The sequence below is a fragment of the Streptomyces reniochalinae genome (genome assembly GCF_003323735.1).
Taxonomy (GTDB): domain Bacteria; phylum Actinomycetota; class Actinomycetes; order Streptomycetales; family Streptomycetaceae; genus Streptomyces; species Streptomyces reniochalinae.
The window spans coordinates 17,361-41,930 of sequence record NZ_QOIM01000055.1 but is presented as its reverse complement, the minus strand read 5'-3'; the positions used below and the strand labels follow the sequence as shown (position 1 = coordinate 41,930).

The window sequence follows — 24,570 nt, the reverse complement described above, 5'->3', positions numbered from 1 at the left end:
CTGGCCTGCGACGCCAGCGCACCCCAGACGGCGCCCTGAAGGCGACCCTGTTCAGCTCTGCTTGCTCAGCAAGGGCTCCAGGAACGGGCTCGGGGCACCGTGCCACGAGATGGTCAGGCTGTCGCGGGCCCGGGTCGCGGCGACGAAGAGCAGGGAACGGGCCCGCTGGACCTCCCGGGCGTAGCGTCCGGGGTCATTCGTGCGGAGCCGTTCCACGGCGGCACGCGGCACCAGCCCGTCGCTCGCCCCAGCGATGATCACGTGCTGGTACTCCAGTCCCTTGAACCGGAACATGGTGCCGATGTGGACGCCGCTGCCGCCACGCGGCCCATCGGAGCCGATCTCGACGGCGCGGATACCGTGCTGAGCCAGGACGGAGGCGAGCTCGCTGGCCATCTGGTTGGTCGGCACCGCGATCGCGATCTGCTCGTGCGGTACGTCCCCCCACCCCGCGATCATTTCCGCGATGTCATGGCGCTCGGCCTCCCAGTTGTCACAAGGACGAAGTTGGGGGTGCCCTCCGCTGAGCACGGAGTGGTAGCCGGCGAGAGTCTCGGTGCTCCCGTCGAGGTCGTCGTACTTCTCCTGGGCGAGGACGCCCAGCGCGTCGCGCAGGATCTGCCGCGTCGTGCGATAACTCAGGTTGAGCCGCGACGATCGGCCGCGGATGTTGATGCCGAGGCTCCCGAGCGTCACCTGGTTCTTGTAGATGCGCTGGTGGGTGTCGCCGACCAGGAAGATGTCGTTGCGGTCCCGGGCGGCCATCGCGCGCAGCATCTTCCAGTGGGCGGGCCGCAGATCCTGCGCCTCGTCCACGACGATGTGGCGGTAGCGGTACCGCAGCCACCCGCGAGATCCGTCCTGGAGGTGGATGTTGTCCCGGCCCCCGGCGTCCTCGCGTTGCCGTTCCACGGCGAGAATGCGCTGCTCCCGTTCCATCTCCAGCCGGGCGGCCCGCTCCGAGACCTGGTCCCAGGTCTGTCGGCCGAGCCGGTCGAGACGCTGGGTGAAGCTCTCGGCGAGCTGCCAGATTGCGGCACGGTCGCTGCGGGAGATGTTCTTGCCACGACCGGCCCGGCGAGCGCGGAAGTACTCGGTCCGGGAGGGGATCGCCTGCCCGAGGATCACCTGGCTCCACTCGTCATGCAGGAACTCCGCGTCCCACCGGGACTCGCCGAGTTCGTCGAGGAGCGCGCGCCACTCCCGTACCGCCTGCGCGTCGTCGATGGTCTGCTTGCGGCTGTCGGGCTCTGCCTCCCGGACGCTGCGCAGCGCCAGTTGGTCGACGTGGCTGACGTCCACTCGGGAAAGCAGCGCCTCACCACCCAGTTCCAGCAGACGGGAACGCAGCTCGGCGGCCAGATTCTTGTTGAAAGTGGTCAACAGGATGGGCTTGGTGTGGCCGGAGGGCAACTGTGCCGCCAGTTGCTTCACACGGTGCAGGGCCACGATCGTCTTCCCCGTGCCGGGCCCTCCACCCACCCGCGCAGGACCGGAGTAGTCGCGTTCCACGATCTTGGTCTGTGCGGGATGCAGGAAGACCTTCCACCGGTTGAAGCTGCTGCCCTCCAACGCGTTGCGCAGCGCCTCGTCGGTGGTCGTCACCATCGTCGCCGGCCGTTCGGCCGCTGCCTGCAGGTCCTCGCGGTCGACCGGTTCCGGTGCCGAGACCGGCGCGGTGACCTTCTCCAGCACCTCGTCGTAGGGGGTGCCGTCGTAGAGCGCGAGCAGGACCTCGCCGGTGAGCTGAGGCGCGAAATCGATCAGACCGAGGAGCTGCTCCTCGGTGGTGAGGGCCTGGATCACCGGTACCAGCGGCTCGGCCACTCCGAGGTCGGTGAGCTGCTCCGCGTCCCAGTCGGCGAACAGAGCGGGGGGTTGCTCCGCGGCCTCCGCGGGCCCGGCCGAGGTGGGGCGTTCCGGAGCGACTGCGGGCTCCTGCGGAGGGGCGGTGGACTCCTGTGCCGCCGGTGTCCCTGCCGGTGCCAGCCCGCGCAGGAGGCTGTCTTCGACCACTTCGAGGTCGACGTACTCGATGCCGCCCGTGATCCGGTTGACCGAGTAGGCGAGGCGCTCGGGATTGTCGTAGGCGTGCTTGCGGTGCCGGACGGAGACGATGAGCCAGTCGTCGCCTCCGAGCTGCAGCAGCAGGGCGCGGTACTCGTCGTTGACCCGCGCCGACCACAGCTTGCTGTCCCCCTTGAGCTGCTGCAGCTTGAGGCCGGTGGCATGCGGATTGCTCTTGAACTTGTGCTGGAAGTCGTAGATCGCGCCCTTGACCGACCGGGGGAGTTTGAGGATCTCCTTGTCCGCCTTGTCGAGCAGGCGAAGTGTCACATTGGCGGCAGTCATGCCGTCCCCCCATCTTCCTGATGTGCTTGAGCTTCGCGGCGTGCCGCACCGGACGACGGCTGCCCCCCGGTGCCGGCGAGCCGTTCGGAAATCTCCCCCACGGTCCACCGTGATGCCGGACGCACGTCCCAGCCCGCCGCCGCGAACGCGCGGTCACGGTCCTCCGCCTCGGGGTCGTTCTCCTCACCGACCGCTGGGCGGGGCGCCAGTACGACTCCGATGCGCGCCTGTGGCCAGGCGAGTTCGGCCAGCCATCCGTTCCGGTCGAGTTCGTAGCCGTCTTCCGGAGGTGGAACGGTGTCGTGGTCCGCGAGGGCCGTCGCGAGGTTCGCGAGGCCGGGCTCGTCCGGGTCGAGGTATTCGAGGATCTCGTCCCAGCGGGGGTCGCGCGTGTGGCCATGGCCGTCACCCGTCCTGGGTGCGGTGGCGAGGGCGGGCGCCGGCTGAGCGGACGCCTCCGACTGGGGTGCCGCCTCTTCCTCTTCCGCCGTGAGCTCCAGACGGAGCGACTCCAGCAGCCCGGTGCCGCCCGTGACAGCGAGCGTTTCCAATGGGAAGGCGGCGAGCTGCCCGGTCGTCAGCTGTACGCCGTCCCCCTCGCCGTGATCGAGGAACTGCAGCAGGTTGCTCCAGAACAGCCACGCCCCCCAGCGGTGCCGGTGCTGCTCTTCGTCACCGAAGATCTCGTCGCTGTCGTCCAGCACCGCCAGACCGCTCCATTCCGGAGGCGTGTGGCGCCCGTCGGCAGCGCAGACGATGCGGCACCCCGAAGCGTCCCGGGCGGTGTAGAGGTTCGTCCTGCCCCCGGGCCGCGGCTGAGGCGCGACACCTCGCAGGGCGGCTCCCAGGTGCTCCACCAGCCGGTCCTGACCCACTGGTCCGCCCTGCGCCCCCGCGCCCAGCAGTCCGGCGAGGGCAGCCTCGGCCCGCCACTGCCAGCGTGCCGGGTCGGGAGCGCGGAGATAGGAGGTGAGGAGAACGGCGGGGTTGACCCACACGGTCTCCGACAGCTCGCCGGGCATGCCGCCCCGCACCCGCCCGTAGTACGTACGGGCCCTGGCACGGCCCTCGTCGCCGTAGGGCAGCCACGTCGCGGAGAGCGGAGCGGCTCCCGCGTAGCCGACGTCCCGCACCCTGCGCTGCCACTCCCGCACATCGCGGTAGGTCAGTTGGAGAACCCGCAGCCCTTCGGCACGCAGATTGGTGCGTTTGGCCGCGTCGTCGGCGAGCTTGTTGTGCGTGCGGGACGCGTGGAAGGCGTAGCCGTCCAGGTAGAGGGCCACGCGCGGGCCGGGAGCGTCCAAGCGTTCGAAGAGCACGTCGGGCCTGGTGCCGTCCAGCACCCGCTGCTGGGTGACCCGCCAGCTTCGGGTCTTGCCGTCGTCGCCGGTGAGCCGGAGGTTCAGGGCGTAGGTACCGGCCGGAGTGGTGTAAGCGTCCGCGCTGGCGGCGGACTCGGGCAGGGCGGCCCACTCCCGGAGTGTGTCGAGGAACATCACTTCCAGGTCGCTCTCGGCCTGCCGGTGGAGCGGGATCTGCTCCGTCGTGCGCACCTCGGAGGTGCTCCAGCGGGTGCTGTCGGGTCCCAGCAGTTCGTCCAGCATCTGCCGGACCTCCTGTCGGCTCACCCTGTTGTAGTCGCCCGGGGGCACCCGCCGCAGCAGACACCGGTGGCAGCCGTCCAGGCCCTTGTCCCGACACGGGCAGGCGTTGATGACCTCCCGCGCCTTCTCCAAGACCTCGCGGAAGCCGGTGGGTGAGGAGAGTCGGTGCAGGTACCCCGTTCCTCCGGGAAGCCGGTCGTAGACGACCAGGAAGCGGCGCGGCCAGTCCGCCGACCCCTCGTCGGGCATCGAGGCGGCGGCGATGTCGATGTGGTCCGGGTCCCCTCCGTAGCGGGCGGCGATCCCGGTGAACAGCGCGGCGGTGAAGGACGCCAGGCGCTCGTTGGCCCGTGCCACTGAAGCCGGCAGCAGGATGCGCACCGCCTCGGTGACCAACTCGTGGACGAGCAGCAGCGGAACGTCCTCGCCCTTGCCCTGCGCTTCTGCTCCTCCGTGCACGCGTCGGCGGGGACACCACAACTGGTGGTGTTCGCTCGCCTTGGTGGACCGGGCGAGGGAGTCGGTCAGCGCGTGCTGCGGCCGGTCGACGACGGGGCGCCCGCCTGCCGTGGCACCTCCGCAACTGGTGCACACGAAAAACGGGTTGATCCGCACCTCCTCCCCGGCGAGCGGCACCGTGCTGCTGCCGTCCTGCCGGTCGAGGCCCAGATTCAGGGTGCGGATCACCGCGTGCCGGGTGAAGTCCGCTCCGAAGGTCGCCGCATCGTGCCGCCAGGAACCGGGGACGAGACGTGCCGGATCGATGTCCACCGTGGTGAGGACGGAATAGCGGCGGCGGTCGCGCTCCTCGCGGTCGTCGCGCACCCGAGCGTCGTCACGCTTGTCGCGGGCGATGACCCGTTTGGGTTCGAGAACGTACTGCACACAGCCGGCATCCGCGATCTCCCGTGAGCCGCAGCGGGGGCATGGGCTGGTGTCCTGCTGCGCCTTGCGGGTCCGTGCGTAGCCGCAGGCCGGGCACAGCCGCCAGACCGACCAGGCGCGCCGTTCGGGGCTGCCGATGTCCAGCGCGCGTACGAGATGCTTGTACCCGTTGACATAGAAGCTGTTGCCCGGCGCGAGCTCGGTCAGGGCCAGTTTGCGGGAGCGCTCGTAGTCCCGCACCGCGCTGTGGTACTTCTTCCGCGGTTCCTCACCCTCCGCCTCCTCGCTCTCCTCGGTCCAGTAGAGGGTGCCCTCCAACTGGGTCGTGGAGTCGGACAGGCTGTAGTTGGGCAGCAGACCGAGTTCGACCAGCGCACCGTGCGCGCTGGTGTGGCTCAGCTCGCGCAGCAGATTCCCTGTGGCGCGCCGCTCGGCCAGCAGCTCGCGCCGCTCGCGCTCCTGCTCCCGGTCGCTGCGCAGCAGCCCGTCCACCGACTCGTCGATGGCCGCGATACGCCGCCGCAGTTCCTCGCGCCGGGCGGTCCAGCTCTCCTCGGCCTCCTGGAGCGAACGGGCGAGGCCCTCCGGAGAGGTCGCGTACTCACGGAGCTCATCAGCGGCGTGCTCGCTGATCCCGGTGCCCTCCGCCGTCCCCGCTGGGAAGAGCGCGAGAAACTCCTCCACCAGCCGCGCGCCGTGGGTGAGCGCCGCGTCCGCCAGGTCCTGGCACCAGCCGGAGGTGCCGAACAGCGCGGACACCAGCCGCGGGAGAGGCTGGAGCACCTCTCCGTCGGCCGTAGTGAGTTCGCCGCGCGCGGCGAGGTCCAGCAGGTGAGCCGTGTACTGGCGGCGCAGGATCTCCACGGCCGACAAGTAGCAGCCGGGCGGCACGATGTCCCCGGAGATCATCTCGCGCGGCTCGTCCAGATAGTAGAGATCCCGGGCCCGCCGTCCGCCGAAGGCGACGATGAGCGCGTTCCCCGTCCTGCGCCCCGCGCGGCCGGCCCGCTGCACATAGTGCGCCGGGCCGTCGGGCAGCGAGCCGAGCAGCACGGTGGACAGGTCCCCGATGTCGATGCCGAGTTCCAGTGTCGGAGTGCAGGACAGGACGTTGGGGTCGGTGTAGTGCGATCCGGCCTTGAACGTACGCTCCACACGCTCACGTTCGGCCCTGGTGAGCATCCCGGTGTGCTCGGCGGTGACGACGCGGTAGGTACCGCCGGTCAGATAGAGGTTCCGGTAGTAGTCGCCGCGGTAGTCCCGTCCCGTAACCGTGCTGCCGGAAGCCGTACCAGTGGGCGACATCTGCGGCTGCGGGGCCGTCAGCATCCCCTTGCAGCGGTAGCGGGGGCAGGGGTGCCCGTACCAGCGGGTGCGCCGCTCGGGCGGCACCACCTGCTCCCAGCCGCAACTCTCGCAGCTGACGAACGCCTTGTTCACGGCCGCCTCGTCCAGCAATCGCACCTGCACATGCCCCGGCTGCAGCCCGTAGACGCGGGTCGTCCGGTCGAGCGTGGTGCGTACGGAGAGCACCCTCTCATCCGCGAGCAGCGGCAGCAGCCTGCGCAGGAACTCCGCCGCGCCCGCCGCGTCCAGCCCCAGGCAGCGCTGGGTCCAGTCCTGGTACCAGCCGCCGCGCCCAGCGAGGGTGTCGAACGCGGTGCGCTCCTTGGGCTGGCCGAGCAGGAACCGGGGCGGCGCCACACCTTCCGGGAACGCGGGCATGCCGTCCGGGCGCCCGCCCCAGATCCGGTAGCGGGTGACCCCCGCGTCCTTGATCCAGGGCTCCAGCCACCGGTGCCGCACCCCGCCGCGCAGCCGCATCCGCTCCAACAGGCCGCGCACGTAAGCCGAATAACGCTCAGATGTCGGCAGCCCGTTGCCCAGGGTGAGCTGCCCCGGCAGGGACAGGTGCAGATCCCGGGCGAGGGCGGCCACCCGCTCCGGCTCCGGGACCGCGACCTCGGCGGCGGCCGTACGGGTCAGCTCCAGTGTGCGCCCGAGCCGGGACCGCAGCCCGAACTCCATGACCGTGGCGAACGCCAGCCGCTCACCGATCAGCTTCCACGTCCGCGCGTCCCCGGTCCCCCGCCCGGACAGCAGCCGGTCCACACCCGTCTCACCGTGCAGATCGGGCGGGACGACGGCGGCGAGCGCATCCACGTTGTCGACCGTGTCGAGCACGTTGCCGATCAGCTCGTTGAGGGCACAGGGCTCCCCGGAGTCGTCCAGATTGTGGGCCAGCAGGGATCGCAGGGAGAACTTGTACGACGCGTTGGCGACGTACCCGGCGCGGTGGGCGGCGTCCTGCGTCGAGTCGTTGAACAGGAGCGTCTTGCGCTCCTCCGCCGCCAGCGCGATCTCCTCGCCCCCGGTGAAGAGCTGCGTCACCGCGGCGGAGGCGAGTGCGGGCAGCGCTGTGCCCAGGAAGCGGATGCCGTTGTCCGTGTGGCAGGCGGGGCAGCGGTCGTCCTTCGCCGCCTGGTCCGCGGTCTTCTTGTCCAGCAGCGCGAGCGCGAACCAGGCGTCGAGCAGCTCCTCCGCGTCCGTGGCCACCGGCATCCGGTAGGTGCCGCCCGCCCCGTCCAGCACCACCACCGACTGTGGGTCCACCCCGCCCGACGCCGGCCGGTCACCCGTCAGCGCGTCCAGCGCCTCGCGGGCCTCGGAGGCGGTCGCGGAGATGAAGTAGCGGATGCGCCGCTTGTCCCGGCCCAGCCCGGCCCGCCAGATCTTCTCCGCGTTCATCTCCAACTGCTGCGGACTCGCCTCGGGCGAGAGCGCCGCCCAGCCGGAACGTCCGCAGTTGCGGCAGTACACAGAAGGCAGATGGGTCTGCGCCGGCCGCCGGGCGGTGTCCGAGCCCGGCAGCGGATCAGGGCGCCGCGAGTCGGACGACGGCCAACTGCCGCTGCCGGACGACTCCTCGTCGCCCGCGGCCTGCGTGTTCAGCACGGAGCTGAGCGCGGCCTCCCGCCGTGCGGCGGCACGGTCGTCCTCGTACCAGCGGAACTCGGGAACACCGGCCACCCCGCGCAGCACCCGGGTGACCGGGCGGACCCACAGATGCGCTTCGATGTACAGCAGCGGGCGCGGGTTCTTCTCATCCGACTCCGGATCACGCGCCACGGACAGCAGCGCCACGAAGCGGGCGAGCGCCTCCAGCGCGAGCCGGGGATTCTCCCGCGCCGCGCGCGCCCAGGCGTATCCGAACCGGGCCATCCGGTCCCGCAGCCCCCACTCGTCCAGCGGCTCCCCGTCCAACAGCGCCAGAACGCCGTGCGTGAAGTCGTGCCGCTTGAGCATCCGACCGAGCTGGAAGGCGTCCAGCCCGGTTCGGCCCAGCACCTCCCGCGCCAGCCCGTCCAGATCCAGCAGTTCGGGCCGCGATTCGACTCCCGGCCCCCCGGACACCTCGATGACCCGCTTCGGAGTCGGCGGCTCGGGCAGCGTGTAGTCGACCTCGCCGGTGAACGCGGTCGCGTCCTGCCGCTCCTCGGTGATGACCGCGTCGGGCCCGAACGGTGTACCGAAGACCTGCTCGGCGACCTGGAGCAGGCCGCTGGAGGTGCCCCCGCCCGCGGTGTCGGACGGTTCGCCCTCGCCCAGGGTCGCGGAAGTCGCGACAGGGCAGATGCCGCCGAGCGGGCGGCCGAGCCGCGCGGCCCCGACGGTGGCGGCCAGGCGGCGCAGCAGCATCGCCACGTCAGTGCCCTGTGCACCGTCGTAGGTGTGGAACTCGTCCAGCACCACGTACTGGAGCGCGGCGTCCTGCCACAGCGCCCGGTCCTCGGCGCGCTGGAGCAGCAGGTCGAGCATCTTGTAGTTGGTGACCAGCACATCCGGCGGTGTCCGGCGCATCTCCTCGCGCCGCGTCATCACCTGACGGAAGTCCGTGTCGGGCCGGTCGCCGATGTACAGCCCGGCCGTCACCTGCGCCAGCTCCGGCTGCGCCAAATAGTCGCTGATACGGCCCGCCTGGTCGGTGGCCAGCGCGTTCATCGGATACAGCAGGACAGCCTTGACGCCTGCTCGCCCCCGGGCCCGCTCACGACGGCAGTGGTCCAGCACCGGCATCAGGAACGACTCGGTCTTGCCCGACCCCGTGCCGGTCGTCACCAGCGTCGGCTCGGCCGGACCGCGCAGCGTGCTCAGCCGCTCCCACGCCTTGGCCTGGTGCCGGTACGGCGTCCAGCCGGGGCGCCACTCCAGCGCGCTCTGCCAGCCGTCCTCGGCCTGGTGGAACGGCGTGCGGATACGCAGGTACGGGCCCCGGAAGATGCCCGCCTCCGGGTCCCCCAGGAACCGCTCCAGCGACCGCCTGGTGTCCTCGTCGGCGAGCGCGTATGTGGTGGTGAGGTACTGGATCAGACTGCCGCGAAGTTGCGCGGCGGCCAACGTCGGCCTCACGGATTGTCCTCCAGCGTCCCTGCATACCCCACCTGTCACACCCACCGTATCGGGACGACGCCGAACAGTCAGCCTGACCAGCGAAAACGGTCCATCTGACGCGATTCGGCGCCGGTGGCCGGATCGCGCTCCCGCGCTGCGCCGCCCTCTTCCCTGGCCGGTCCGTCCCGATTCACCCTGAGTGTCGGGTACGAGTGCCGGATACCGCCGCTGCGTCGGTCGTCCGCCGGTGGGCCGGCGGCCGTTGCCCGGCGCTCCAGCGGATGCGGGCGGAGGAACCGAGGGACGTGCCGGCCCAGGGCACGTCCGGGGCCGGGGGAGGGGCCGTGCCATGCCGGAACCGCTGTATGTGCCCGTACTGCCGCTGAAGCCGCACGCGGCCCGTACGTTCGCCGGGCTGCCCCCGGCCGAGCGCCGGTACGCGGCACCGCTGTGGACGCTGCCCCCGCACGAGCAGAGGCCGTTGCAGCGCGTGCCCGAATCCGCGCTCCGCGACGTCGCCCGCTCCCGGCGCTTCACCCCGGGAGCCTGGCTGGACGTCCCCTACCTTGAGGACTGCACGGAGGCCGTCACCAGCAGGCTGCACGAGCTGTGGACGGTCGGCTCCCTGACACCCGTCACCGCGCCAAACCGTCCCCTGAGGCTGCACGACCTCGCGGTGACGAGCGCCGCCTCACCGTGCGGCGGGGAGCGCCTCGGCATCCGCGTCGCGCTGCCCGGCCGGTGGGACGAGACGCGGGCACAGGAGGTTGCCACCCTGCTCGCGGCCCTCGCGCGCTCCACCGCCACCGGTGACCTCCCCGTGGCGGTCGATCTGCTGCTGGACCTCGACACGGTGCTGGACGACCGGCCGGACGCGGGCAAGCAGGCCCTGCTCGCGCTGGACGCGCTCGTCCCCCTCGCACCGTGGCGGCACATAGCCGTCCTCTCCGGCGCCTCGCCCAAACAGGCCCTCCGCGAACTGCCCCTGGACGCGTACGATTACGCGCCCCGCCACGACTGGGCTCTGTGGCACGAGATACGCGATGCCGCCCGCGAGTACGGCCCGCGTGTGCGCTTCGGCGACTACGGAGCCCTCCCGGCCGAAGATTTGCGACTGGTGGAGAAGGAAAACGACCGCAGCGGGGGCGCGTCGGAATGGGGTGCGATCCGCTATACGACGGAGACCGACTTCCGCTTCGCCAAGTTCCGTGCGCGCGGCGAGGGGCGGCACGATTCCATCCGTGCCGCCGCCCGTCGCCTTCTCGCTGACGCCGACTACCGGGGGAGGGAGGACGGCTGGAGTGACGAGTGGCTGACGGATTGCGCGCTCGGCGCCGGGAGCGTCGGAGTCGGCAACGCGACGAAGTGGAACCAGGTCAGCAACCATCAGCACTTCACTCACGTCATCCGCGCCCTGCGACGCTGAGAGACGCTGAACTCGGCCCACACCGTCTTCACGATCGCGTCGCGTTGCCTCACGCCCCAGCGGTCGGCGAGGGCGTCGAGGATGAGCAGCCCGTAGCCGGACTCGGCGGGCGGGCCGGTGCCGTCCTGCTCGGGGCGGGACTGCTGCGGCAGCGGCCGGTCCGCACAGGCGTCGCTCACCTCGACCCGGAGGGTGTCGGCTCCGGCTCCGGCCTCCCAGGTGAGCCGCAGCCGGAAGTCCCGGCCGATGTTGCCGCAGTGGCGCACGACGTTCGAGGCCAGCTCGGCGACGAGCAGCGCGGCCGTCTCCGAGGCGTCGCTGCCGTACGGAATCCCCCAGTCGTCCAACTGCTGCACGGCCAGTCGCCGAGCCAGTCGCGCACCCCGGCGGGTGGAGGAGAGCTGGAGGGAGAACTCCGGGAGTTTGGGGCTGTGTTGAGTGGTGGCGGGCTGAGCAGCCTCAATTTCTGTATTCACAGGGTGACGATCCCGTCACCCAACTATCGTTCCCCAGGTCGGCCTGTGGTGCGCAAACAGTTGGTACGGGCGAGTACCACCGCTGTACGGGCCGCGAACCGTAACCGCACGGAGCGAACGATGAGGTGGGCGCGATGACCAAGCGCCGGGAACTTGAACAGCAGCCTGGGACCGCCGGTCGGCGCAACGACAACAGGCCGGGTGTCTGGGTGGCCTACGGGAAGCTGCTGAAGCTTCTGCGGAAGAAGGCCGGAGTGACCCAGGAACAGCTCGCGGAGGCTGTGGGCTACTCCCTGGAGCAGACCGCCTCCATCGAGCAGGGCCGCCGCCCCGCGAAGGCCGCCTTCACCGAGGCCGCCGAACGCTTCCTCGACGCGGGCGGCGTCCTGGAGGCGGTGCAGGAAGAGGTCGACTTCGCGAAGCTGCCTGCGTTCTTCCGCGACTTCGCCGTGCTGGAGCTCGACGCCGTCAGCCACTACTCCTACGAGCCGCTGCTGGTGCCGGGGCTGCTGCAGACGGAGGCGTACGCGCGGGCGCTGTTCGAGGCGTACTGCCCGAAGATGTCCGAGGAACTGGTCGAGCAGAACGTGGACGCCCGGCTCAGCAGGCAGAAGCTGTTCACCAAGACGCCGAGCGTCGAGTTCTCCTTCGTCATCGGGGAGGCGGCGTTGCGCAACCTGGTCGGTGGCGGCGAAGTGATGCGGGAGCAGATGCGTCATCTGCTGAAGCTGCGGGCGACGGGGAACGTGGAGGTTCAGGTCATCCCGAGTTTGGCTGGGTACCACACGGGGCTCGAAGGCCCGTTCGTGCTTCTGGAGACGGCAGAGCAGCACTGGCGATTCGGCTACATCGAGTCCCAGTCCCTGGGCTTCGTGATCAGCGACGCTACGTGGGTGAGCACCCTTGGGCTGCGCTATGGCAAGCTGCGTTCGAAGGCGCTGCAGGTAGACGAATCGGCAGCGCTCATCGAGCAGTTGCTGGAGGAGCACGATGGCCACTGAGCAGCAGACCACCGCCGACCTGTCACTGGCGTGGTTCAAGAGCAGCTACAGCGGAGGGGGCGGCGGCAACTGCGTCGAGGTGGCTCACGCAGCCACCGGTGTGCGTATCCGTGACTCCAAGGCGGTTGACGGGCCGCAGCTTGCGGTGTCCAGCCTCGGTTGGGCCGGATTCATCGAGCAGTTGGTGAAGGATTTTCGTTGATCGTTGACAAGCGGACAGCCGCTGAGCTTCCCCTGGTGTGGTTCAAGAGCAGCTACAGCGGATCAGACGGCGGCAACTGTGTCGAGGTGGCTCACACGGGCTCGGCCGTACACGTCCGTGACTCCAAGACGGACGGTCCTCGACTCACCGTGGCTCGCTCCGGCTGGGCCAGATTCGTCGCGTCGCTGACGCGCTGAGCCGCACCAGTTCGGGTCCCCCTGCCGCTGAGTGAACGAGCGGCAGGGGCACCGGGTGCCTCGGTCAACGCCAGCTCTGCAATTCATCAACGAAGTCGGTGAAGGAGCGGTTCGAACCGCTCAGGCTGCCGGTGACGTACCCATGCTTGACCGCCTTCTCCATGATTTCCGGCGCATCGGTCTCGCTGTACTTCTGGCCGCCCAGGACGCGTTCGAGATACTTCTTCGGGTCCTTCTCCAGGCCGCAGTCCCGCCTGTGGTCCTTCTCCGGTATCACCCACTTCGCCCTGAACTTGGTGAATGCTTTCGGGAAGAGGAGAAGCCACGCTTCCATCTCCACGGCGGCCAGAGCCAGAGCTGACTGGCAGGTGAAGGCTCTCCTCAGCTCCGCTGCGATGGTTTCGCGGTCCTTCGTGTACTTGTCGTCGGTGACGCGATCGAGGTCCACGTGCAGGGCGACACCGACCAGGGCGGCGTTCTTCAACTTCGCCTGGCTCTGCGCGAGGCGCCGTAATTCATCGACGCGTGGCGTGAGCTGAGTGGTCGCCTGCGACAGCTTGATGGGCTTCTTGACCTCTACGAAGTCTGGGCAGCGGCCGGGATGCAGGACGGGGATCAGGTGCCGTAACACCTGCCTGTCGTAGCGGCTTTCACCGGCGAGCGCGATCACCTTCTTTCCTGCCTTGCCGCTCTTCGCGGGTGAGGGTTTGGGCGTCACAAGTCCCCTCCCAGACTTCCCGAGAACCAGAGATCGCCCGGGGGCAGCCCCTCCGAAGCCTCGATGATCTCGTGAATCGTCTTGGTGTCGATCGCGGGCACGCGGGAGCTACCGTCCTCGCTCCGTTCGCAGATCACGATCTCCTCCGGAGTCAACTGGTTGACGAAAACGGGGGAGTGCGTCGTCACGAGGAATTGCGTGCGGTCGCTCGCTTCGCGGATGCGGTGGGCGAGGAGCTCCAGTCCGTGCGGGTGGATGCCATGGTCGATCTCCTCGATGCACGTGAGCGCGGGCGGGTGAGGATCGTGGAAGAGCGCCAGCAGGCTGAGCAACCGCACTGTTCCGAACGAGGCGTCCTTGAGCGAGGTGAGCCCGCGCAGGCCGCGCTCCTTGAGGGAGATCTTCACACGGTCCACGGAGGAGGGCCGGACCACGATGTCCTCGATCTGAGGGATGATGGTCCGCACGTCCTTCAGCAGGGACGCCCAAGCATCCTCGTCGCGCTGTAGCTCGTTGAGGAAGTCGGCGAGGTTCGCGGCGTCGTCGTCGAGCCGGACACCGAGAAAGCCGATGGGGGAATCACGGCGCGCTGCCCGCACGTCCACGTCGAAGGTGCGGACGGAGGAGAGGGAGTCCACGAAGTCGCGGACAGCCTTCTTGCTGGGGCAGTCGGGGAGGCTGGGCAGCCGGGAGTGCAGCCCCGTCTCGTACCTGTCGACGCGCAGCGGTTCTGCGGGGCGCTCTCCTGGCCCGGAGAAGTGCAACTCTTCCTGGGTGAGCTGCACTGTTGACGGCTCCTCCGCCTCGGCGTGCTGCTCGAAGAACTCCCGACGGGACAGGACGTACTCGCCGTCCGCCGTGAGGCGGTTGAGCAGCGTCAACGAGTACTGATCAGGTCGCGACTCGGAGGCATGGTCGGTCCAGATGCCCTCGATGCTTACGCGGAGCGTCGCCCGCCGACGCCTCCCGCCACGGAAGGCCAACTCCTCGAACCCGCCACTGTCACTGACAGCCCGCTCGACGCCATCCCGGCTCACCGTGGCGAGGAAGTCGAACATGTGTAGCACGTTCGACTTGCCCACGGCGTTGGGGCCGACCAGAACGTTCAGCGGCCCGAGCGGAAGACTTATGCGCGTCAGCGTACGGAAGTTCTCCACGCTGAGCTTTAAGAAACGACAGGTCAATGGGCTGGCCAATCGATGAGGCGGTGGACAGTGGACAGTGACGTGCGGTGGTGCGTTACGCGGACGCGGCGTCCGCCGCGTCCGCTGGCTCTGGCGGCGACCAACGGCCGGCAGCGATCTCCGCATCCAGCCGCGCCTGGAAGTGCGCATGCGCCCCCCGCATCTCGGCCTCCCGATCCGCCTTGTAGAACGGCGCCTCATATCCCTCAGGCGGCGGCGTGGTGGCCGGAGCTTCGAGGTGAGCGAGCAGCGCCGGGTACGTTTCCTTGGTTTGCCCGAAGCCGTAGGTGTTGTGATTGCGCGCGATCTTGCGCCCGTTGGCGTCGAAGTACATCTCCGCCTCGAAGTTCGTGAGTGTCGGATAACGTGCTACGTAGGTTGCTTGCATATCATCAGCGCTAACCCCGAGCCAGACAGCCACGAGGGCATCAATTTCGACAAGTGCAGCTCGACGTTCGTACTCCGTGCGCAGAGGTGTGCTTCTATCCCAACGCGGAGTCAGCTTTGCCGTGATGGGTGGCAATTTCGTCCACCCCTTGTAGGCCCAGCTCTCATACCCGCTCCAAGTGGAATCGAAGAGCGTGGCCCAGATGGACGAGTAATCGTTGGTCAGGCAATTGAGACGCAGGGTGCGAAGCAACAAGGGGGACGCCAGGGGATGCTCAAGAGTAGGGGCGGGCATTTTCCTTGCCTCAGTGACTTGCAGGTCGGAGCGCCCGGTAATGCGGAGGAGATAGTCCAGGGGCAGAGAAGCCCAAAAACCGGCATTCAGTACAGTCAGTCGGAGATCATCCAGCATCATGGAGTGCATCGTGTGCACGTGAGCGGGCCCTGGCGGAACAAGTGCTGCGTACAGACTTCGCTCGCCATTGAAGGCGATGAGGCGACGCCATGTCAGGCGAGGATATTCGGTATACGCCTTTCCGTGCCAAGTGTCTTGAGCGTCCTGAAAATCTTGCTCGCTGCAAGCTCGAACGTAATTGGTGCGCGGAATAGCGTCCGTTGGGAGTTTGGTTAGATCGAAGGGGGTGTAGTCAAGGTGGCTTCGACACGGGATGTCGGGTTGCTTATTTATTGGGGTTGCGACATTGATGTGAGGAGCCTGTAGAACCACTTCTCGGAGTTTTTCCACGTCACTCGTTCGCCATCTAATATAGCCTTTTTCCTTTGCCCCCTTTTCGTGATACCCGGAGCTGATCATAGGATTGAAATGGGCAAGTCGTGAATGGAATTTCGCGAACGCGGAGATTGTTCCCTGCTCGTGATGTGAAACCGGGTACAGCAGTGCCGCCTGGTCAGCCGGGGTGTTGACCGTTCCGGTGAGATGGTTCCATTCGGAGAGAAGCTCAAAGTTCACGGTGATAAGGCGCGCTTTATGTGGGCGCACATCCCACGAGCCGCCTCTCTTGATAGCTGGTGGCGAAGTGGTCCCTTCGTCCGTGAGTGATGCTATCACCACGGAGGGGGAAAGGACCCAGCTCATGTGAATGAAGTCAACGGCACGTTTGTGTGCCCCGTAGATATGAGTACCAAATTCAATGGTGGGGAGGATTTCAGGGAAGATGTTCAGGGAATTCGCATAATGAACATGGAAGCGCAAATGTCCGTAAGCTGATTTTCGCAAGACTCCTTCCCTTGGTCCAGTGAAATGGGTGTCAGGGTGAATTAGGCCAGTGATTCCTGGGGGATTGGAATGGTGCCAGGCACGACACATGAATGCTCGATACAGATCAGGCTGAGTTCCCGCGAGTAGGGGGTAGGACGCGCTATTGCCAAGGAACGAAATGGCGCCCGTGCTTTTTGCGATCTCCTCGAGAAAGGATGTCCGATGGGTGTCGGTTTCTTCGAAGAGTTGATTCTTTCTGAGGCGCCATTCCGTCACGCCGGGCTTATTTGACAACTTGAACCACGGGTCCGATTCTGCCAGAACGAGGTCCTCTTGCCATCGAGGCCGCACCCAAGGCGGGTTCCCCACCTGCAAGTCGTACCCGCCCCGGGCGAAGACCTGGCCGTACTCCAGCTCCCAGTGGAAGAAGCCCTGGTGGTCGGCGACATCCCCGACGACCGACATCCACGGGTACCGGGCCTCCAGCCAGTGTGCGGGGTCCATGCCCATCAGGTCGGGCAACTGGTCCTCGTAGGGCGTCAGTTCTTCCAGCGTCTCGAACTCGGAGACCAGCGAATCCTCCGGCACGTCCTGCGTGCCCAGCAGGGACTCGGCGAAGTCCAGCCAGGAGTCCAGGTTCGCCAACGACGTCACCGTGCGGCGTTCGCGGATGGCCTCCTTGCGGCGGCCTGTCCGCTTCCGTTCGAGGGATTCGCGTGTCAGTGCCATCTGCTGTGGCTCGGCGCCCAGGTCGAGGCCGGGGAGGGCGTCCTCCTCCCACATCATGAGGACGCCGTCCGGGTCCGCAGCATCTTCGCCAGCTTGGCCGACCTCACCATCAGCCTCGTCCGAGTCCGCGCCGGAGTCGGCAACAGCCTCCCGGCCGCCGCTCACCAGCACAGCCGCCGACTGCTCGGCGGCATCGCCGCCCGCCGCCCCGCGCGAGTACCGCTCGTCCTTCCCGTTCAGCAGCCCGGCCTCCTGCACCGGCCAGAACCACAGCGCACACCACGCATCCATCAGGGTCTTCAGTCGCCAGTACGGGGTGTCGACCGCCTCCAGGTCAGCCACCACCTCGTCCCGCTGGACGGCCTCCTGCGGGCGGCGCAGCCAGCCGTCCTCCGCGCCCCACACATCGATCCGGCGCGAGATGTCGCGCTCCGAGATCTCCAGGCGGCGCACCACCAGCCCCCACAGGTACTCGGCCCGTCGGGCCAGGCCCTGCAAACGGGCGGTCTGCTTCGCACTCGGCGACTTGGTGATGGCCCGGCGCCAAGCCGCCAGCGCTTTCGCCTGCTCCGGGGCGAGGGACTTGGCCTCCTTCTCGGCGGCGACGGCGCCCCACTCCTTCGCAGGAAGCAGGAAGTGGTGGACGGCGCCGGTCGGCAGCGTTTCGCCGGCCTGCGCGTCGGCGAGAGGGAAGCGTTCCGGCGTGGTGCCCAGCCAGCCGCCCTTCTTGAGACGTTCCGGTGCGTACACCTCGCGCCGGCCGCCGATCAGGGAGTTGCCGCGCCGCAGGTGGAGGCCGAACCAGGGGGCTTCCATGCCGGGGTGCATGGTGTTGAGCCAGAGGGAGACCTCGGCGAGCTCGACCGCCGTGGAGTTCAGGTCGACGCCGTAGCAGTTGTGCAGGGCGATGTACGCCTTCACCTTCTGCAGCTCGATCTGGTACTGCTCCGTGTCGATCGTGGTGCGCAGCTCCTTCTGGCGCCTGCGCAGATACTCGGCCGCCACTTGGTTGATGGCCTCGTTGAGGAACGCTCCAGAGCCCAGGGCGGGCTCGCAGATCTGCCACTCCAGCAGCTCGCGCGCCGGGGTCGTCTCGCCGTCCTGGTCGAGCCGGTGCTGCAGAGCGAGCTGCACCGTGACCTTCGTCAGGGACTCGGGCGTGTAGTACGACGCTGAGGTCTGCCGGTCGCGTCCGGAGAGGCGGTAGACGAAGGAGCCGGGGGCGTGCCGGACCCGGGGCTTCTCGCCGGTGTCCCGGTCATAGCCGCGCACGAAGACCTCGTCCGGGTACTCGTCGGCCTTGGATGCGGGCACCAGCCAGGAGCCGTCCTTGGCGTCGCCGTTCTTGGCGACCTCGTACAGCTCTTCGTTCGCGACGAAGCCCGAGTACGACATCAGGCCCTCGTACACGGCGCCGAGCTGGTTGATGCCGAGCTGGGCGTAGGAGATGAAGCCGCCGCGCCGCCCCTTCTTGCCTTCGGTGAGCATGAGGTTGCGCAGGACCTGGTACAGCGTCGCGTTGCGCAGGCGCGTATCGAGGTAGCGCGCCTCTTCCGGGCCTCCGGTACCCCGGCCCGCGTCCGCGTCGTAGCGGGGGTCGGGGACGGCGTGCTTGCCGATCAGCCGGATGGAAGCCGCCTCGAAGAGCTTGGAGTGCAGCGGTTCGAAGCGCAGCCCCACGTCCTCCGAGGTCTCGCATCCGGCGCCCTCGGCGTCCCCGGTCTCGGGGACGCCATGTGTGCGGCGCGGCCGGTAGCCGTCCTGCACCTTGCGGAAGAGCAGGTCAAGGGACTCGTACAGGTATGTGCCCCACCGCGACTCCTCGTCCACCAGCTCGCGGTCGGCGACCAGCTCACCCAGTCGGCCCAGCCCGTAACCCTGCTCGTACTCGGGGTAGTCCGAGGGGAGGATGCCCAGCTCGGGGCGGGCCTCGGCGTACAGGAGGAAGAGGATGCGGTAGAGGTAGCGCAGCGACTCGCGGGTGAGCTGGCGGCCCAGTTCCGGGAGATCCTTGACCTGTTCGGGCCGTACGCCCTGCTCGGTGATCCGGGCCAGTACCTCGTTGGCGATCAGTTCGACGCTCTGCCGCAGGCCGTCGCGCAGTTCGGAGGAGACGCCCACGGCGTGCTTGGCGGAGTTGCCGACGAGCTCGGCGAGCGGAACCTCGCCGCCTTCCTCCGGTGTGCGCAGCGAGTCGGCGCCGAAGAGGGCTGCGATGGTGTCGAGTTCGCCGCCGGTCTTGGTGTCGTTGCGCTCCAGCGCCGCGTCCAGCGAGACGGCGAGGTAGCGGCCTTCGCCCCACGCGGCGCGGTCGGCCAGGACGACGACCCCGCCGGTGAGCAGCAGCACGTAGCGGGGCGGCTCCTCGGACGCGAACAGGAAGGAGGCGAGCTTGGCGCCGGTGGCGACCGTACGCTGACCGTCGAGTACCACCGGGTCCAGCAGACGGCCGGGGCCGTCCCCGTCCAGGGCGTCGTCGGGCTCGGCGGCCCAGCCGCAGTCCAGCGCGACCAGGTCCTTCTCGCGGTGCGCGACCGTGACCTCGTGGGCCGCGTCGGCGCGCTGCACCGTCAGCGTGTCGGGTTTCGCGTCGAAGCCCAGCGCGCGCAGCACGTCCGCGTTGAGGGCGTGGATGCGCTCGCGCCACTCGGGGGAGGCGTAGGTGTCCGTATCGTCGCCGCCCGCCGCGACGCTGCCGCTGTCGTCCTGGCCCTGCCGGGCGGCGAAGAACGAGCGGGCCCGGAAGTAGGGGCGGCGCAGCTCGCGCAGTCCGGCGCGGGGGGTGACGGGCAGGGCGTCGGGTGCGCGAGAGGGGGCGGCGCTGTCGGCCGCGCCCTCGGCGGTGGCTGCCTCACGGGCCCGCTTCGCCTCCTCCTCACGCTTCTTCCAGGTGCTGAGTAGCCCGGACTTCAGATCCTTCGGCAGCACCTCGGACAGGTAGTGCGGGGAGAAGTAGTCACCGCGGTTGACCAGCGAGTCGAACGTCATGGCCTGGCTCTTCCAGCTCTCGGTCTCAGTCGGCGGACGGGGCGGCGGTGGGGTCGGGCGCGAGGACGGCGAGGAGTCGCAGCATCGGACGGCCGGTCGTCAGCAGCGAGTCGGCCAGGTCTGCCAGCTCCCGCTTGGTGCGTTCACCGGCCAGGGTGGGCTGCTCCCACGCGCCCAGCCGCGCCTTGTACCGCTCGATGGGCTCGCGCAGCGGCTCGTCCCACTCCGCGCGGTGCTGCTCCAGATACGCCTCGGCGGCTTTCAGCACGTCGGGTAGCGGCTCGGCGAGGCGGGCGGCGTTGTGCGGGCTGAGCGGGTTGGCCATCTCAGGGCCGACTCCGGCCTCGTGGAGCACCTTCACCATGTCGGCGTCCACCGAGCCGTCGGCGGTCACCGCCATCCACTGGACGACCGTGGGCTTGCCCTGCGCGTTGGAGTAGATCCCCTGGACCAGATAGCGGGCAGGCCGTACCTGTGCCGTGATGATGGGTGCGGTCTGCCGGTCGATGCGGACGAGCACCTTGTCCGTCAGCCACTCCACCATCGGATGCAGGTCCGTGAGGAGGGAGATCTCCGGCCAGTTGGAGGTGGAGGACTGGCGTGCGAGCCGCAGCGAGTGTTCGGCCAGCCGCCGGTTGAGGGTGACGAGCAGCCGCTTGTGGAGTTGCTGCTCGCGCACATAGTCCGGAGGCAGCGCCTTGAGACGCCGGATGAGGTCGCGCGGGGGCACGAAGGAGATCAGCCCGGACTTCTCGTCCATCGACAGGTCGAGCCGGTCGCGCGCGTCGGGAAAGACCTCGTTGAGGGCTTCGTCGATGTACTGCCGAGTGGAGGCGAACAGCCGCGGGACCTCGGCCGTGGGAGGGGCCGTGTGCTGGCCGCTGTCGTCGGCAGGCTCCTCACCGACCGTGCCGAAGAAGTCCCCCAGGAAGTCGTCCAGCCCGTCGTCCGTGCCGCTCGTGCCACCGGAATGCGGCGCGTCGAGCGACTCGTCCACGGTGCGGCCCCGCAGCAGGTCCTGGACGAGGGACTTCTCCTCGGCCTCGGCCCGGTACAGCCCGCTGACCGCCTCCGCCGTGCCCAGCGCGCGGTGCGCTTCGTCCTCCCGCTCCAGCAGCCGCTCGGCGACGAGGGTGTCGTCCTTGGCGCCGTCCACCGTGCTGGTCAGGATCAGGGCGCGGAACTGCGGCGATCTCTCCTGCCCGTAGCGGTCGATACGGCCGTTGCGCTGCTCGATCCGGATCAGCGACCAGGGCACATCGTAGTGGATGAGCTGGTGGCACTGACGGTGCAGGTTGACGCCCTCGGAGGCCAGGTCGCCGGTGAACAGGATGCGGACCGGGGTGTCGGCCAGGCCGAAGTCCTCGACGCACTGCATCTGCTGCTCGTCGGAGAGGCCACCGTGCATGATCCGTGCGGCGGCCCGCTGCGCCGCCTGCCCCTTGAACCCGAGGGCGGCCGGGACCGCGTCGCGGAGCCATTCGAGGGTCTGCACGCGCTCGGAGAAGACCACTACCCGGGTGTCGGAGCCCGGCCCTACGCCGATTTCCTTGAGCTGCTCGACGAGCGCGCGGAACTTCGCGGAGTCCTTCTCCGTCACCTTCGCGGCCAGAGCGCTCAACCGCTCCAGGGCTTCCAGTTCGGCCCGGTCGGCCTCGGGCGTGATCCTCTTCTCCAGCGTCTTGGTGCGGGTGGCGACCGTCGCCTTGAGCGCCTTGTGGGAGGAGAGGAAGGACTTCAGCAGCGTGTAGGGGAAGAGCGCGACATCGGTGACCGACTTCCGCCCGTCCGTCGGCAGCCACGTCTGCGTCAGCTCCTCGAAGATCTGCTCCTCTGCCGGGGACGCCGCACAGTGGATGGCCTGCGACGGGCCGCGGTCGGCCCACTGACCGCGCATCGCGTCCCGCACCTCCGGGCTCACCTTCGTCCGCCGGATGAACAGATGCTCGATGTCCTCGGCCCGGTAGCGCTCGGGGTCGCGGATGGCGGCGGGGTCGAGGAGCGAGATCAACTCGGCGAACGAACGGGCGTCGCCGTTGTGCGGGGTGGCGGAGGCCAACAGCAGCGCGTCGGTCCTGGGGGCCAGCGTCTTGGCGAGCTGGTTGCGCAGCGACCCCTTGTTGATGAGGTTGTGCGACTCGTCGATGACCACCGCGTCCCACCGGATGTGTTCCAGGTGGTGCTTGTACTGGTCGGTGTTCTTGAGGGTGTCGATCGAGATGATGACGCGCTTGAAATAGGTGAACGGGTTCCGGCCCGCCGGAATCTCCCGCTGGATGCGCTCGATACCCACCGAGTCGAGCCGTACGAGAGGGATGGCGAACCGCGTCCACAGCTCGTGCTGGAACTGCTCCAGCACATGCTGCGGCGTGACGACGAGGATGCGCTCGCCCCGCCCGCGCCGGATCAACTCCGCCAGCGTGAGACCGATTTCGAGGGTCTTGCCGAGTCCCACGACATCGGCGATCAGCATGCGGGGCTGGAGATTGCGGCCGGAGAGCGCGAGCTGCGCCGGACGCTGCTGGTAGGGCAGTGCGTCCAGCAGGAACGAGTCCGTGAGCGCCAGCCCCCGCTCGGACTGCGGCAGCGCCGTCTTGCGGATGACGGATTCCAGGAAGAGCCGGGAGCGCCGGAAATTCGGGGAATCATCCTGCACCAGCGTCGTCTTGCGCGGGTCCAGCAGCTCGGCCCGGTCCAGCGCGGTGAAGAACACCGCCTCCTGGTCCCGGACGAAGTCGGAGATGCCCACGGCGTCGATGCGGGTCCCGTCGTGCTTGGTGGGGAAGCTGTTGCGGACCAGCCAGACCTCGTCCCGTACGACGACCTGCGAACCCGGCGGGTACTGCGCGTCCTCGGAACTCTCGGCGAGGGCGCTGCTGCCGTCGAGGGTCACCCGCTGCCTCCTGTGTTGACGTTCGACGTTCGTGTCCTGGATGTGTGTATCACCACCCTTGTCGGGGTGGTGACGCCGGTCAAGGGGAACAGGGACGATCAGTGACCCGCTCGTTACCGCTGCCGTGCCCGGCCTTGCCGCGGGCGGGTCAGAACGGGGCGCTCGCGGCGTACACCTGGCGCAGTTGCTGGGCGGTCCGGCGGGCCTGTGCCGAGTGACGCAACGGCCCGGAGGAGGGAGTATCGCGAGGCCGTGACGCGGGGGCGGGGGTGGCCGGTGTCTGCACGCCGGGGGAGTCCGACTGCCCGTCCGGCCCGGCGGGGGAGGGGTCCAGCAGTGTGGGTGTCCGCTCCGGTGACGGAGCCGGGACGGTCGCAGCCTCGGGCTCAGGCGCCGGCTCGGTCCTTGCCGCTGCCGGCGGCGGGGCCGGGTGAGGGGGATGTGCGTGGGCCGCGGGAGCCTGGACCGTGTGTGTGGTCAGCCTCCGCCGCGCCTGAGCGATCGTCATGCCCTGGCTCTCCACCACCGCCCGGCAGTGCCGCACCACGTCGGTGAGGGACGGCCGGTCCTGCGCCTCGTGGGCCAACATGACGGTGAGCAGCGGCACCAGCTCTTCGGGGGCGCCCTCCAGATCAGGGGCCTTCGCTGGGTCCCCGACCAGATTGAACGTCGCCATCGGCGTGGCCGCCTGGTAAGGGGCGTGGCCGGTGGCGGCGAACAGCAGGACCGCGCCCAGCGCGTACACATCGACGGCGCCGGTCAGAGGCTTGACGCCGTTCGCCTGCTCCGGCGACATGTACGCGGGGGTACCGACCACCGTGTTCGGCGCCGTCAGAGACGCGTTCGACTCGGCGAAGACGGCGAGGCCGAAGTCGATGATCTTCGGCCCGTTCGGCCCCAGCAGGATGTTCGCGGGCTTGAGATCGCGGTGCACCAGACCCTGGCGGTGCACACCGGCCAGCGCCTCGGCGAGGGTGGCCCCGAGCGAGGCCGTGAGCAGGGACGGCAGCGTGCCGTGCATGTGCACGTGGCCGCGCAGGTCCGGCCCCTCCACGTACTCGGTGGCCAACCAGGGGTCGTCCGCCTCGGCGTCGGCATCCAGGAACGCGGCGATACGGGGACCCCAGATCGTCTTGAGGATCTCGACCTCTTGCGCGAACCGCAGCCGCGCCTCCGAATCCACCACGCTCGGCTTGATCACCTTCACCGCCGCGGGTTCCCCGCCGAGCGACTCTCCCAGGTAGACCTGGCCCATGCCACCTTGCCCGATCCGTCCCTGCAACTCGAAGCCGCCGATGACGGCGGGGTCCTCCGGGGAGAGGGGAGCAGTCTGCACGGGGAACCTCGCTGGTCGGGCTGGTGATGGGAAGTGCCACGTTAATGGATCTGCTGCCGTCGCGAGGGTGCTCTGGGAGGTCACACCGTCGCTGCCAGATGGGCGACCGTGTCCACGACGCCGCAGGAGGGCCGGGCTGAGGCTGATCCCTGGGAGTGGACACCCTGACGATGGATTTTGATGGTCCAGGGAGGGATGTCCAGGTGGGACGCGAGTATCCGTATCCGGAGGAGTTCAGGAAGGACGCTGTCGCGCTCTATCGCGCCGCGGCCGGGCAGCGGACGTACGCGACGGTAGCTGCGGATCTCGGTGTCACTGCGGAGTCGCTTCGGTTCCTGGGGGGACCCATACAAGATCGCGAAGTCACACTGGAGTGTTACTCGGGCGTTGCCGAACGCCAAGTCGTGGGTGGCCCTTGAGGGTGGATCGGGCGCGCGTCCTGGCAGCTTCCAGAATTCAGTCGACCGTACTGGCCTCTCGTCCGAAATCAGCACCTACCCTGAAGCAGGGTCAGGTAGTTCCTGCCGATGCAACGCTCCGGCAGCCGACAAGGGGTGGCTAGTGACAGCGGATGTCCGTGG

12 protein-coding genes and 1 pseudogene are annotated in these 24,570 nt (G+C 68.7%); 5 read left to right on the top strand and 8 right to left on the bottom strand.

The window, feature by feature from the left end; translation table 11 throughout:
* Positions 1-51 precede the first annotated feature (51 nt).
* Positions 52-2,352 carry a UvrD-helicase domain-containing protein gene (locus tag DQ392_RS32555; protein WP_114019304.1) on the bottom strand — a complete coding sequence of 767 codons (2,301 nt, stop codon included), beginning with the start codon at positions 2,350-2,352 and terminating at the stop codon, positions 52-54.
* Positions 2,349-9,251, bottom strand: a complete 6,903-nt coding sequence (locus tag DQ392_RS32550; RefSeq protein ID WP_114019303.1) for a DEAD/DEAH box helicase — start codon at positions 9,249-9,251, stop codon at positions 2,349-2,351. Before DQ392_RS32550 ends, DQ392_RS32555 begins: the two co-directional genes overlap by 4 nt.
* 331 nt (positions 9,252-9,582) lie before the next feature.
* Here DQ392_RS32550 and DQ392_RS32545 point away from each other — a divergent pair, with 331 nt between their 5' ends.
* Positions 9,583-10,659, top strand: a complete 1,077-nt coding sequence (locus DQ392_RS32545; RefSeq protein WP_114019302.1) for a beta family protein — start codon at positions 9,583-9,585, stop codon at positions 10,657-10,659.
* Here the strand turns inward: DQ392_RS32545 and DQ392_RS32540 are convergent.
* Positions 10,632-11,135, bottom strand: coding sequence for an ATP-binding protein (locus tag DQ392_RS32540; RefSeq protein WP_425470673.1), 504 nt, complete (start codon positions 11,133-11,135; stop codon positions 10,632-10,634). The genes DQ392_RS32545 and DQ392_RS32540 overlap by 28 nt on opposite strands.
* 134 nt (positions 11,136-11,269) lie before the next feature.
* On the opposite strand from DQ392_RS32540, the gene DQ392_RS32535 reads away from it, so the two are divergent.
* The 3 genes from DQ392_RS32535 to DQ392_RS32525 are packed head-to-tail and all read left to right on the top strand — an operon-like array spanning position 11,270 to position 12,535.
* Positions 11,270-12,136, top strand: coding sequence for a helix-turn-helix domain-containing protein (locus DQ392_RS32535; protein ID WP_114019314.1), 867 nt, complete (start codon positions 11,270-11,272; stop codon positions 12,134-12,136).
* Positions 12,126-12,338, top strand: coding sequence for a DUF397 domain-containing protein (locus DQ392_RS32530; protein ID WP_114019301.1), 213 nt, complete (start codon positions 12,126-12,128; stop codon positions 12,336-12,338). Before DQ392_RS32535 ends, DQ392_RS32530 begins: the two co-directional genes overlap by 11 nt.
* Complete coding sequence (locus tag DQ392_RS32525) at positions 12,335-12,535, top strand: DUF397 domain-containing protein (RefSeq protein ID WP_114019300.1); 201 nt, start codon at positions 12,335-12,337, stop codon at positions 12,533-12,535. Before DQ392_RS32530 ends, DQ392_RS32525 begins: the two co-directional genes overlap by 4 nt.
* A gap of 64 nt (positions 12,536-12,599) precedes the next feature.
* Here the strand turns inward: DQ392_RS32525 and DQ392_RS32520 are convergent, their stop codons facing one another.
* The 5 genes from DQ392_RS32520 to DQ392_RS32500 all read right to left on the bottom strand — a co-directional run bounded on the left by DQ392_RS32520 (position 12,600) and on the right by DQ392_RS32500 (position 23,989).
* A complete protein-coding gene (locus tag DQ392_RS32520) occupies positions 12,600-13,253 on the bottom strand; it encodes a hypothetical protein (RefSeq protein WP_147266612.1) in 654 nt (217 codons plus the stop codon).
* On the bottom strand, positions 13,250-14,410 hold the full coding sequence (locus DQ392_RS32515) for an AAA family ATPase (protein WP_245982252.1): 1,161 nt from the start codon (positions 14,408-14,410) through the stop codon (positions 13,250-13,252). Before DQ392_RS32515 ends, DQ392_RS32520 begins: the two co-directional genes overlap by 4 nt.
* A gap of 82 nt (positions 14,411-14,492) precedes the next feature.
* Positions 14,493-19,760, bottom strand: a complete 5,268-nt coding sequence (locus tag DQ392_RS32510) for a DNA methyltransferase family protein (protein WP_114019297.1) — start codon at positions 19,758-19,760, stop codon at positions 14,493-14,495.
* Between the two features lie 25 nt (positions 19,761-19,785).
* The gene (locus DQ392_RS32505) at positions 19,786-22,653 is read right to left on the bottom strand and encodes a DEAD/DEAH box helicase (protein WP_114019296.1); all 2,868 of its coding nucleotides are present in this window, start codon (positions 22,651-22,653) and stop codon (positions 19,786-19,788) included.
* A 148-nt stretch (positions 22,654-22,801) separates the two neighbouring features.
* A complete protein-coding gene (locus DQ392_RS32500) occupies positions 22,802-23,989 on the bottom strand; it encodes a serine/threonine-protein kinase (RefSeq protein ID WP_114019295.1) in 1,188 nt (395 codons plus the stop codon).
* A 203-nt stretch (positions 23,990-24,192) separates the two neighbouring features.
* Between DQ392_RS32500 and DQ392_RS32495 the strand changes: the two are divergent.
* Positions 24,193-24,321, top strand: a pseudogene (locus DQ392_RS32495) (transposase); the annotation flags it as partial.
* Positions 24,322-24,570 lie beyond the last annotated feature (249 nt).

Coding starts and splice junctions, on each gene's coding strand:
- DQ392_RS32555 (WP_114019304.1), bottom strand. CDS start 2,352: ATGACTGCCGCCAATGTGACACTTCGCCTGCTCGACAAGGCGGACAAG.
- DQ392_RS32545 (WP_114019302.1), top strand. CDS start 9,583: ATGCCGGAACCGCTGTATGTGCCCGTACTGCCGCTGAAGCCGCACGCG.
- DQ392_RS32535 (WP_114019314.1), top strand. CDS start 11,270: ATGACCAAGCGCCGGGAACTTGAACAGCAGCCTGGGACCGCCGGTCGG.
- DQ392_RS32530 (WP_114019301.1), top strand. CDS start 12,126: ATGGCCACTGAGCAGCAGACCACCGCCGACCTGTCACTGGCGTGGTTC.
- DQ392_RS32510 (WP_114019297.1), bottom strand. CDS start 19,760: ATGACGTTCGACTCGCTGGTCAACCGCGGTGACTACTTCTCCCCGCAC.